Here is an 11,797-nt window from a genome sequence, read left to right as displayed (position 1 = left end):
GCACAAATTCTGAATTTACTGTTTTAAAGGTCTTCAATTTTCATTGAAGCGTTCTGATTGATTCTCAAAATCTTTCAAGGTTTCTCACTGTTCAGTTATCAATGTTCTTTAGTTCATTGTCTTGCGACAACGAGTGATATGATATCAAACTTTCAAGTGTTTGTCAACAACTTTTTTTAAGTTTTTATCAAACAGGGCTACAAGGATTCGAACCTTGAAATGACGGAGTCAGAGTCCGTTGCCTTACCATTTGGCGATAGCCCTATATAAAGCGCAGGGGGTGGGATTCGAACCCACGCGCCCTTGCGGACAAACGGTTTTCAAGACCGCCTCGTTATGACCACTTCGATACCCCTGCACGAGAGCGGGTGATGGGAATCGAACCCACGTATCCAGCTTGGAAGGCTGGTGTTCTACCATTGAACTACACCCGCATATTTAATTGTTCACAAGTCGGGGTGACAGGATTCGAACCTGCGACCTCCTGGTCCCAAACCAGGCGCTCTAGCCAAGCTGAGCCACACCCCGATATGCTGTTTTGCCGTTTCGTTTTTGTTGCCTCACCGAAGCGACTTCGATATAATATCACCCTATTCCATTCTTGTCAACACTTTTTTACATTTTTTTGAAATTTATTTTTCAAATGCGATACATCCCGCGTTTTTACAATGTTTTCGATAACCTGAAATAACAGTTTTAATAAAAGGCTTTGCACAATAACGTGTAAAGCCTTTATTTATGCGGTTTTGCAAGAAAAAAGGCGGTTTTATCACAAACCGCCCTTTAGTGGACTAGACGGGAGTCGAACCCGTGTCCGAAATACAATTCCCTGTCCTTCTACGAGTGTAGTTTATTATTTAACATTCCCTCTGCCACACGATAACAAACAACCTTGTGGTTTCAGTAGCTTCATGATACGCCCGATGGCTCAAAGCTTTGCCAACGTCGTTTCTCACATAGTCGAAGCCTGGGTCCTAAAGTGTGAGTGCTCTAGGTCAGACTGCTGCCATTAGGCAGCGTATGCTAAATTATCTTCAGCGTTTAATTTTAATTTGGCCATTTAACGCATCGCCATACGACTCGCTTCTCCAGCTGCATGTACCCCGTCGAAACCTTTACTAGCCCATATTCAATTTTTTTTGCGGGGTACATGCAGCTACGCTCCATGTTCTCCGCTCCGCTTCGGTCCGCCCAAAGCCAAGGTCCACCGGACCTTGTGGGCCCCGTCGAAACCTTTACTAGCCCATATTCAATTTTTTGCGGGGTACATGCAGCTACGCTCCATGTTCTCCGCTCCGCTTCGGTCCGCCCAAAACCAAGGTCCACCGGACCTTGTGGGCCCCGTCGAAACCTTTACTAGCCCATATTCATTTTTTGCTAACCAAGATTTCTGATTTTGAAATCTCTCTGTGCCTCTCGCTTTTGATCCTTCTTGGCTATGTCTGCTCTCTTATCATAAAGCTTCTTGCCTTTGGCAAGTGCTATCTCTACTTTGACCAGACTTCCCTTAAAGTAGACCTCTACCGGCACAATTGTGAAACCCTTTTCCTTCATCTTTGATGAAAGCTTCTCGATTTCCTTCTTGTGGAGCAAAAGCTTTTTAGGTCTGAGTGGATCCTTGTTGAAGATATTTCCCTTCTCATATGGTGTGATATGCATGCCATACAGGATAATCTCACCGTTTTCAATACGGATGAACGACTCCTTTATGCTGCCCTTTCCCATTCGAAGTGACTTCACCTCAGTTCCTGCAAGTGAAATACCGGCTTCGTATTTCTCAAGCAAAAAGTAATCGTGATAGACCTTTTTGTTGTTGGCTATTAATTTCTTTGGTTCCTTAGCCATGTCGGTATCTCCTTTCCTCAAACTGCTTTACAATACTAACACATTTTTTTATAATTGCCAATATCTAAAACGCAAATTATTGTAAACCGCTGGTTCACATTTCTTTTTATTTACACTATATAATATATTATGACATCTTTTTCAATAAATCTTTCGCACAACAACCGACAAATAACAGATAATCAAATAAGTATTTTTAAATAATAAAAAATTTCGTCATTATTGTCATATTATTCTGCCGGTTTAAAATCAATTGTACGCATAATTTTGTCAGTACTGTCCACAACAACCTTGATTTTTTGTCCAAGCTTGTATCTCTTATTGGTGGCTGAACCGGCTAGCTCATAGGTATCCTCGTAAAACTCATAGAAATCGTCTGTCAGGTCTGTCACGCGCACAAGTCCCTCAACTGTATTTGGAAGCTCCACGAAAAAGCCCCACTCTGTGACACCTGATATAACTCCTTCAAAACATTCTCCAATATGATTTGACATGTATTCACATTTTTTAAGCTTGACCGTTTCACGCTCTGCCTCTTCTGCACGTCGTTCGGTCTCACTTGCCTGCTTTGCAACAGCATCGAGTATAGACTCATAGTGCTCCCTGCGGTTATCATTCATCCTACCGCGGATATTTTCCTTGATGATACGGTGTATCTGCAAATCAGGATATCTGCGGATTGGTGATGTAAAGTGACAATAATAATTTGCCGCCAGTCCAAAATGTCCTGTACATGCTGTTGTATACCTCGCCTGCTTCATAGAGCGCAGTGTCAGTCTGCTTATCAGGGATTCTTCATCTGTGCCATCCACCTTCATCAAAAGCTTCTGAAGCTCCTTTGGGTGTACCTCATCAGCACCAATATGAAGCGTATAGCCAAAATTATTGATAAATGTGGAAAGCTTTGCGATTTTTTCTGAGTCTGGCTTGTCATGTGTTCTGTATACAAAAGGTATTTCCTGCCAGAAATAATCCTCAGCCACAGTTTCATTTGCTATAAGCATGAAATCCTCAATGAGCTTTGTTGCCACATTTCTGTCATACGGCTTTATATCTATCGGATGACCTGCTTCGTCGAGCACGACTTTAGTCTCTGGAAAGTCAAAGTCTATAGAACCTCGTTTCATTCTCTTTTTGCGTAGAATTGCTGCAAGCTCTGCCATTTTTTCAAACATAGGCACAAGCTCCTTATATTCTTCAATCACAGCGTCATCCTTATCTGCAAGAATCTTTTTTACATTTGTGTATGTCATCCTGCGATTTGTCTTTATGACCGTCTCTGCAATCTTATGATCGATAACTTCACCCTTTTTATTTATTGTCATAATGCATGAAAGAGCCAGCCTGTCACATCCCTCATTCAAGGAGCATATGCCATTTGAAAGCTCTCTTGGAAGCATTGGAATTACTCTGTCTACAAGATAAACCGATGTTCCTCTCTTAAGTGCCTCCACATCAAGGGCACTGTGCTCCTGCACATAATTCGACACATCTGCTATGTGTACTCCAAGTACATAATTGTCGCCATCCATGTATAAAGACACGGCATCATCTAGATCCTTTGCATCCTCTCCGTCTATCGTGACCATCATCCAGTCGCGTAAATCCATCCTGCCGGCCATATCCGCAGGTGTCACATCCTTTGCCACATTCTGCACCTGATGCATGATTTTCTCCGAAAAATCCACCGGCAGATCATAAGCCTTTACTATAGAAAGAATATCTGTACCCGGGTCATCTATATGTCCGATTATTTCAACAACCTTGCCCTCCGGCTTTTTGCCCTTTTTACCATAGCTTGTGATTTCAACCACTACCTTATGGCCAGACATAGCACCCTTTGAGCGCTCCTTTGGTATGAAAATATCTGTACCAAACCTGGTATTGTCAGGCACTGCAAAGCCAAAGTTATCACTCGCCTCATAGGTGCAGACTACCTGCTTCATGCCTCGCTCTATGACAGAAACAACCTTTCCCTCCTTGCGGCGGCCTGTTGTGACAGGGGAGATTGTAATCTCAACAGTGTCCATGTGCATCGCACCATTTACATATTCGGCAGGGATAAAAATATCATCATTCTCTCCCTCCACAGTGACAAAGCCAAAGCCCCTTTGATGAGCTGTGAATACGCCGACTGTCTTTTTAATTTCCGACTTTGAGTATTTGCCGCGCTTTGAGAGTGTTATCCTTCCCTCCGCCTGCAAATCCAAAAGAATCTGTTCAAGCTGTGGTCTGTCCTCTTTTTTTACTCCGAGTACTATGCACAGTTCTTTGATTTTCATCGGAACATACATGTCATCACACATGAAGTCATAGACCATCTTTTTTCGTGTTTCATATTTATCTATATTACTCATTATCTCTCCTTTTTCGTTGCCCCATCTGATTTCAAATGCACAGGCTTTAAATAAAATTTCCACCATTGACATTTTCATCCTGTGAATGTTGATTTTATATCACATCAACCTGCAACGAAAACCTCGAATTTCATCATCTGGATGTTGATGCGATAAAAAAGACTGCCGATTTCTCGACAGTCTAAGTATTTACCATATTCCCATATTTAAGACAATTGATATAATAAAGAAAAGAACAACACATACAATTGTCGCTTTAACCAGACGTCCTTCCTTTGAACGTCCCTTGTTCTTGCCCCAATATGTATCAGCAACTCCTGCAATAGTGCCAAGTCCTGCTGACTTACCCTCCTGAAAAAGAATAACTATAGTAATTACTAAACTGACGATTATAAATAATACCGATAAAACAATTTTTAAAGTTGCCACGATAAGACCTCCTAATTTCAATTCTAAATAACAGAACTAATATACTACGTTTTTATTGCACAGTCAAGAGTTTTATACTATATGTAACAGATTTTCACACTTTATGCAATGGATTTTATTAGTTTCACGCAATAAATGTATCGCTATTTTTCACTTTCATCTGCTGTATTGAGCATTGATGTACAATTCGGGCATCTTGTTGCCGCAATGGCAATCTTACTCTTGCAGTATGGACACTCCTTTGTGTCAGGCTCTTTTTTCTCTTTGCGTCCAAACCTCTCTCCTGCCGCATTCATAGCCTTTACAATGCAGAATACGATAAGTGCCATGATAAGAAAATTGACTACAGCAGTAAGAAACTTTCCATAATACAATGTAGCTTCCCCAAAGAGTTTTACCGAGAGCTGGTCAAAATTCATGCCGCCAAACACTCCAAGTATAGGGTTTATAATATCATTAACCAAAGATGTAACTATACTGGTAAACGCACCGCCTATGATGATACCAACTGCCATATCCATGACATTTCCTCTACTGATAAACTTTTTGAACTCATTAAAAAATTTTTTCATATATACCTATCCTCTCTTTTTTTGAACTTTTCTTTTATAAATTATACATTTTTTCATTTCATTTTACAAGAAAATACATTATAATAATATTATATTTGATTAATTAAGAGGAGAATTTCATGAAGTGCAATTTTTATAAAAAAGCACTTCCACTTATATTCATATCATGCCTTTTATTTTGTGCATGTGGTACCTCCAGGCAAAACATTAAACAGCCGGCAGCTTCTTCCGAGCCTTCCACCCAAAAAGGAAGCTGGGACAATACCCCAAAAGTGCTCACACCTGCTGCTGACAACATCGAGAGCTACTCCTGTGATGTTGCCTCCATTGATGCTTCAAACAGCTCAAATGGATATATTTTTGCGGATTACCACGGCACCAATCAAAAGGTTAAGCTTCAGATAACCGGGCCTGACAATGTTACCTACACCTTCGACCTTCACGGAGGCGCAGAGGTTTTTCCTTTGTCGGCTCAAAGTGGAACATACAATGTATCAGTATACGAAAATGTCGAAGGAACTCAATATGCTTCTGTTCTCTCGCAGACCATACAGGTTTCTATAACTGATGAATTCGGTGCTTTTTTATATCCGAATCAATTTGTCAATTTTACGGCTTCCTCTTTGGCTGTTCAAAAAGGAAGTGAACTGGCTTATTATTGTAACAACGATACTGAAGTCGTGGAAAGTGTCTACAACTACATTATCTCTAACTTTAAATATGACTATGAAAAAGCCAAAAATGTTAAAAGCGGATATATTCCTGATATTGATGAGGTTTTCACCGAAAAAACCGGAATATGTTTTGATTACGCCTCTGTGATGGCTGCCATGCTTCGTTCACAGTCCATCCCGACAAGACTTGAGGTTGGATATGCCGGTGATGAATATCATGCCTGGATAAGTACCTACATTAAGGATAAAGGCTGGATAAACGGTATTATCGAATTCAACGGTACAGACTGGAACATGCTTGATCCAACCTTTGCTTCTACCAGCAGCTCACCAAAGGATTTTATCGCAAAGGACAGTGATTACATTGTCAAATACATATATTAGGAGGACATAAATGTCTAAAAAAAATAAAGTTTTAAGCAATGCTGAGCTATCTGCCTTCTGTCAGCAGATAACTCTCATCATAAAGGCCGGTCTGCCTACATATTATGGTGTTTCAATTTTATGCGACGATGCACCTGATGAGCAGACCCACAGACTTCTTTCACAGATTTACAAGCCGATGGAGCTAGGTGCCACTCTGCACAGTGCGCTCAGTGACACGGGCTGTTTTCCAAAATACATGATAAATATGATAAAGCTCGGCGAAGAAACCGGACGGCTTGAGGAGGTGCTGTCATCTCTGTCCACCTACTATCAGCGCGAGGACGAGATTAAATCAGGGATTAAGAGTGCTGTGATGTATCCTCTTGTCCTCTCAGTTGTTATGATTGCTGTAATATTCATAATGATAGCTAAAGTACTACCTGTTTTTTCACAGATTTATACAACTCTCGGAAGTGAGCTGACCGGTACTGCTGCTGTACTTATGAAGCTGAGTGAATATATCAATCATTACATGCTTATTATTATTACCGTTGTTTTTTTAGCTGCATTAATACTTTTTATTTTTTTAAATACAAAGGCCGGCAAAAACCTGCTCAAACGCTCCAGACTTTCGATGTCAATATCGACAAGCCGATTTGCAAACTGTATGTTTCTTGCATTGTCCAGTGGGCTTGACACTGACAGAGGCCTGGATTTAGCGCAGGCACTGGTAAGCAATCCTGCTCTTGATATCAGAATCGAAGCATGCAGGAAAAACATCTCGGATGGAATGACATTTTCCGAATCGCTGCTTCATTCCGGTATTTTTTCAAAGCTTTACTCCAGTTGGATTGACATAGGCTCAAAAACAGGTGCCATGGATGACGTTATGATGCACATATGTAGCGCGTATGAGGATGATACTGATTCAAGACTCTCACATTTCATTTCAGTCATAGAACCTGCTATGGTCATTGTGCTTTGCGTTTTTATTGGATTTATACTTATTTCTTTTTTACTACCTCTGCTTGGAATAATTTCAAGTATTGGATAACTGTTTGGAGGCAATAGATGTTATTTTCTGTCAAAAAAGAAAAATCTGATATATGGAAATTCATATCTTTGGCATTGCTTATCATATGTATTGTATTGTTTGCACTCTTCTCATCAAAGCTGAGTGAAAGCAACACCGCAAAGAGCCGTGGCACATTAGAGCGTGCCCTTAACCGCAGCATCACCCAGTGTTATGCCCTTGAAGGAACATATCCGCCGAATCTGAAATATCTCACAGACCACTATGGTCTAACATATGACAATGACTATTATTATATTGATTATAATTATATCGGGTCAAATCTTCGTCCCGATGTGACAATCATAGAGAGGAAATAATATGTTTAAAATTGACAGAGAAACACACAGAATCGACAGCATTTTTATCATGTTACTGTTTTTTCTCTTTGCACTGACTGCTTTTGTTCTTATTATGATAGGAGTCAGACAATATAAAGCAACTGCAAATGCAATGGATTACAATTACGAGATTCGCACAGTTACTTCATATCTGCGTGAAAAAACCAGGCAAAACAGCTCAAACTCATCTATTTCAATAGAAAACATTAATGGCACCAATGCCCTGTGTCTGAAAAGCACCATAAAAGATAACGTTTACAATACTTATATTTATTATTATGATGGTAGTCTACGCGAAATGTACATACAGGATGGGACATCTTTTACATTAAATCTCGGGCAGCAGATTGTGACAATTTCAGGCTTTGATATGGTTAAAACCGATGACGGACTTATTATTGTTACTATTTCAGACAGTTTTGGAGGCACAACGGATATGTATTTATCCTCAAATTCCAATTGATATGCCAGGTTAATTTTTTTAAATATTACTATTCAATTCAGGAAGCTATTTATGACAACAACAAACTTTAAACATTCTAAAAATCGAATATTCCTGCTTGAAATCACAATCAATTTATTGCTTTTTACAGTTTTGCTGATTGTCGGTCTGCTTTTTTTTATAAAAACACACTCTTTAACCGAACAGACCGGCGTACTGCATCAGGCTGTGAACGCATGTAATAATGTTGCAAGTGTCTACGAACAGGAAAGAGGAAATCTGTCAGCAGTTTCATCAACATTTTCCGGCTCAATATGTGCAAATGACAAGCTTTTTATTTATATGGATAATACATACCATCCATGCGAAAAGGATGATGCTCTGTTTAAAATCATCGTTTCCGAACTTCCGGACAGCTCTTCCGGTGTTCAAAAAGCCGACATACGTTTTCTTAAGGCAGATAACACTGAGGTTTACGGCATTACCGCATGCATTTATAATTCACTCTCTCCGGAGGGAAGAAAGGCGGTGAATGCCCAATGAAAAAAAATAATTTTTCTCACTTTGGATTTTCAACACTGCTGCTTGCCTTCACAATGATTTGCATTGTCACATTTTCCGCTTTATCATTTGTAACGGCACACTCTGACTATAATCTCAGCAAACGTGTGGCCGACAATAACAGTGCCTACTATGAAGCAAGCGAAAAAATCCAGGATGAAATATCCCAGATAGACGTCATGCTTGCATCCTCATATCAGAGCAGTCCTGACAAGACTACATACTTTGATACAGTACTCACAGCCTTGTCATCTGATAAAGGTGTTGTCTCCTCTGATGAGGATTCATCAACAAGCAGTAATCTCTCTTTTACAATCACAGAAAGCGTGTCTGAAACGCAGACACTTACTGTAACATTAAATATCAATTATCCATCTCATAAATATGATGCTTTTTACACTATTAAAGAATGGAAGCTTATCACAAATACGTCTTTTTCGGAAGATGATACATTAAACTTAATTGGAGGAAACTAAAATGGATGTTAAAAAAATTTTAAAGGAAGCAACTGACAACGGAGCATCCGATATTTTCATTGTTGCCGGACGCCCCTTAACATACAAATCAAAAGGAACCATGGAGTGCCTTAACGAAATAAAAATGATTCCGAAGGAAACCTTTGAATTTGTCACTGCCATATATGCACTGGCTGAAAGGGATATCTCACGTTTTGAAAAAACAGGTGATGATGATTTTTCATTTGCTATCCCCGGTGTTTCACGTTACAGAGTAAGTACCTTTAAACAGCGTGGCTCCTACTCTGCCGTGATACGTGTTATCTCATTTACGCTGCCACAACCAAGCGATCTTCACATACCTCAGGCTGTTATGGATTTAGCCAACACTAACAACGGTATGGTTCTGGTAACCGGTCCTGCAGGAAGCGGTAAATCAACTACCCTAGCGTGTATTATCGACAAAATCAACCACGAAAAAGAGGAGCACATTATCACTCTTGAGGATCCTCTTGAGTTTTTACACCGACACGAAAAATCTATCGTCTCACAGCGCGAAATAAACACTGATACCGAAAGCTACCTGACCGCACTGCGCGCTGCACTGCGTCAAAGCCCTGATGTCATTCTGCTTGGAGAAATGCGTGATTACGAGACAATCAATACCGCTGTCACAGCCGCTGAGACAGGTCATCTTATTTTTTCATCACTGCACACCATCGGTGCCGCTAATACAATCGACCGAATAATTGATGCTTTTCCCGCATCACAGCAGCATCAGATTTCCATCCAGCTTGCCTCTGTACTGCAGGCAGTTGTTGGACAGAAACTCCTGCCTTCTATAAGTGGTGAGATGATTCCTGTATTTGAAATCATGGTACTCACACCGGCAATAAGAAACTTAATCCGTGAGGGAAAGGTACACCAGATTGACGGCATTATCTATACCTCTGCTGCTGAGAATATGATTGCTATGGATACTAGCATCTATAATTTGTACAATGCCGGTGTAATCAGCAAGCAGGTGGCAATCAGTGAAGCTACCAACCCTGAAATGATGACAAAGAGAATTAATATAAACTAGCTTTGAATAAACCTGCTTTGAGGGAAGTTTACTTCTTCGTACCTGACGGCTATATAAAAAGCCCCATCATATAAACCTGTTTAATGGCTTATATGACGGGGCTTTTCGTCTTAGAAAAATATATTTATATTTTAATTTATACGTTAATCTCTGCCTTTACTCCACTCTCGTCCTTATGTGCTTCAAGCACAGGATTAACTACATCACGCAGATATACTTCTACCTGACGAGGTGCACGTCCCACATAAAGCTCAGGCTTAAGGTTCTTTTCGATATCAGCCTTTGTCAATCCGAATGCAGGATCTGCAGCGATTAAGTCTACGAGGTTATTTTCTTTTCCCTCTTCCTTTACTGTCTTTCCTGCCTGCATTGAGAGCTGTCTGATCTTCTCATGGAGCTCCTGACGATTTCCACCGTTCTTTACAGCATCCATCATGATGTTCTCTGTTGCCATGAATGGTATCTCTGCCATAAAGTGCTTTTCAATAACCTTTGGATATACTACCAGTCCATCCACCACATTGAGGCAGAGGTCAAGTATTCCGTCTATTGCAAGGAAGCCCTCAGGTATTGAAAGACGCTTGTTTGCAGAATCATCAAGTGTTCTCTCAAACCACTGTGTAGCCGATGTAATTGCAGGATTCATTACATCTGCAAGAACATATCTTGAAAGAGATGCTATTCTCTCACTTCTCATAGGATTTCTCTTGTATGCCATGGCTGATGAGCCAATCTGGTTCTTCTCAAACGGCTCCTCTACTTCCTTAAGATGCTGGAGCAGTCTGATATCGTTTGACATCTTTGTAGCTGATGCTGCGATGCCTGCGAGCACATTTACCACTCTTGTATCTACCTTACGGGAATATGTCTGGCCAGACACCGGATAACAATCCTTAAAGCCCATCTTCTTTGCAATCATCGGATCTATCTTGTCTATTGTCTCATTGTCTCCGTTGAAGAGCTCAAGGAAGCTGGCCTGTGTTCCTGTGGTGCCCTTTGAGCCAAGGAGCTTTAATGTACCCTGCACATACTCTAAATCCTCGAGATCCAGCATAAACTCATTCAGCCACAGTGTGGCGCGCTTTCCAACTGTTGTCGGCTGTGCAGGCTGGAAATGTGTAAATGCAAGAGTTGGCTGATTCTTATACTTATCAGCAAAGTTTGCAAGCTCTGCAATAACACTTATAAGCTTTTTGTGAACAAGCTTTAATGCTTCATTCATGATGATGATATCTGTATTGTCACCTACATAGCATGAGGTTGCTCCAAGGTGTATAATTCCTGCTGCCTTAGGGCACTGCTGTCCATATGCATAGACATGGCTCATTACATCGTGACGCACAAGCTTCTCACGCTCCTTTGCCACATCATAATTGATGTCATCCACATGTGCCTTTAATTCATCAATCTGTTCCTGTGTGATAACCGGCTTGCCATCCTGTGAAAGCCCAAGCTCCATCTCAGTCTCTGCAAGAGCAATCCAGAGCTTTCTCCAAGTGGTAAATTTCATATCCTGCGAAAAAATATACTGCATCTCTTTGCTGGCATAGCGCTCAGAAAGAGGACTTGTGTATCTGTCTGTACTCATATTCTCTCCTT

The 11,797-nt window shown here is 40.6% G+C and carries 12 protein-coding genes, 4 tRNA genes and 1 other RNA gene; 7 read left to right on the top strand and 10 right to left on the bottom strand.

The window, feature by feature from the left end; genetic code table 11:
* Positions 1-192: 192 nt before the first annotated feature.
* The 9 genes from ACTQ1L_RS09210 to mscL form a co-directional block, all read right to left on the bottom strand.
* Positions 193-264 (bottom strand) — tRNA-Gln (locus tag ACTQ1L_RS09210).
* Between the two features lie 8 nt (positions 265-272).
* Positions 273-358: transfer RNA gene (locus ACTQ1L_RS09205), tRNA-Ser, on the bottom strand.
* 5 nt (positions 359-363) lie between these two features.
* Positions 364-434, bottom strand: a tRNA-Gly gene (locus ACTQ1L_RS09200).
* Positions 435-453: 19 nt separating this feature from the next.
* Positions 454-528: transfer RNA gene (locus tag ACTQ1L_RS09195), tRNA-Pro, on the bottom strand.
* Between the two features lie 256 nt (positions 529-784).
* Positions 785-1,125, bottom strand: a transfer-messenger RNA (tmRNA) gene (gene ssrA / locus ACTQ1L_RS09190).
* 252 nt (positions 1,126-1,377) lie between these two features.
* Positions 1,378-1,845 (bottom strand): SsrA-binding protein SmpB, encoded by a 468-nt coding sequence (gene smpB, locus ACTQ1L_RS09185; RefSeq protein ID WP_012742392.1) that lies wholly within the window; start codon positions 1,843-1,845, stop codon positions 1,378-1,380.
* A gap of 230 nt (positions 1,846-2,075) precedes the next feature.
* A complete protein-coding gene (rnr, locus tag ACTQ1L_RS09180) occupies positions 2,076-4,202 on the bottom strand; it encodes a ribonuclease R (RefSeq protein ID WP_441366710.1) in 2,127 nt (708 codons plus the stop codon).
* A 189-nt stretch (positions 4,203-4,391) separates the two neighbouring features.
* On the bottom strand, positions 4,392-4,631 hold the full coding sequence (gene secG / locus ACTQ1L_RS09175) for a preprotein translocase subunit SecG (RefSeq protein ID WP_055061481.1): 240 nt from the start codon (positions 4,629-4,631) through the stop codon (positions 4,392-4,394).
* Between the two features lie 143 nt (positions 4,632-4,774).
* Positions 4,775-5,203, bottom strand: a complete 429-nt coding sequence (mscL, locus tag ACTQ1L_RS09170) for a large conductance mechanosensitive channel protein MscL (RefSeq protein WP_441366705.1) — start codon at positions 5,201-5,203, stop codon at positions 4,775-4,777.
* Between the two features lie 119 nt (positions 5,204-5,322).
* Between mscL and ACTQ1L_RS09165 the strand changes: the two genes are divergently transcribed.
* Genes ACTQ1L_RS09165 through ACTQ1L_RS09135 form a run of 7 tightly spaced genes read left to right on the top strand, consistent with a single transcriptional unit; the run spans position 5,323 to position 10,198 of the window.
* Entirely contained in the window at positions 5,323-6,261 is a 939-nt protein-coding gene (locus tag ACTQ1L_RS09165; RefSeq protein WP_441366704.1) for a transglutaminase-like domain-containing protein, read from the top strand.
* 10 nt (positions 6,262-6,271) lie between these two features.
* The gene (locus ACTQ1L_RS09160) at positions 6,272-7,297 is read left to right on the top strand and encodes a type II secretion system F family protein (RefSeq protein WP_321112548.1); all 1,026 of its coding nucleotides are present in this window, start codon (positions 6,272-6,274) and stop codon (positions 7,295-7,297) included.
* A 17-nt stretch (positions 7,298-7,314) separates the two neighbouring features.
* Positions 7,315-7,635: a hypothetical protein gene (locus ACTQ1L_RS09155; protein ID WP_441366702.1), complete on the top strand. Its 321-nt coding sequence runs from the start codon at positions 7,315-7,317 to the stop codon at positions 7,633-7,635.
* A 1-nt stretch (position 7,636) separates the two neighbouring features.
* Positions 7,637-8,119, top strand: coding sequence for a DUF4860 domain-containing protein (locus tag ACTQ1L_RS09150; RefSeq protein WP_321112550.1), 483 nt, complete (start codon positions 7,637-7,639; stop codon positions 8,117-8,119).
* Positions 8,120-8,170: 51 nt separating this feature from the next.
* Complete coding sequence (locus ACTQ1L_RS09145) at positions 8,171-8,641, top strand: hypothetical protein (protein ID WP_321112552.1); 471 nt, start codon at positions 8,171-8,173, stop codon at positions 8,639-8,641.
* Positions 8,638-9,135 (top strand): hypothetical protein, encoded by a 498-nt coding sequence (locus ACTQ1L_RS09140; protein WP_321112554.1) that lies wholly within the window; start codon positions 8,638-8,640, stop codon positions 9,133-9,135. The genes ACTQ1L_RS09145 and ACTQ1L_RS09140 overlap by 4 nt, the downstream gene beginning before the upstream one ends.
* A 1-nt stretch (position 9,136) precedes the next feature.
* Positions 9,137-10,198, top strand: a complete 1,062-nt coding sequence (locus tag ACTQ1L_RS09135; protein WP_321112555.1) for a type IV pilus twitching motility protein PilT — start codon at positions 9,137-9,139, stop codon at positions 10,196-10,198.
* Between the two features lie 136 nt (positions 10,199-10,334).
* On the opposite strand, the gene purB is transcribed toward ACTQ1L_RS09135, so the two are convergent.
* Positions 10,335-11,786, bottom strand: a complete 1,452-nt coding sequence (gene purB, locus ACTQ1L_RS09130; protein ID WP_117918735.1) for an adenylosuccinate lyase — start codon at positions 11,784-11,786, stop codon at positions 10,335-10,337.
* Positions 11,787-11,797 lie beyond the last annotated feature (11 nt).

Source organism: Agathobacter sp. LCP21S3_B2 (assembly GCF_052118705.1).
In the GTDB taxonomy this organism is placed as follows: domain Bacteria; phylum Bacillota; class Clostridia; order Lachnospirales; family Lachnospiraceae; genus Roseburia.
Note: the sequence above shows the minus strand (reverse complement) of the source record. Positions and strands in the feature narration are given on the sequence as shown.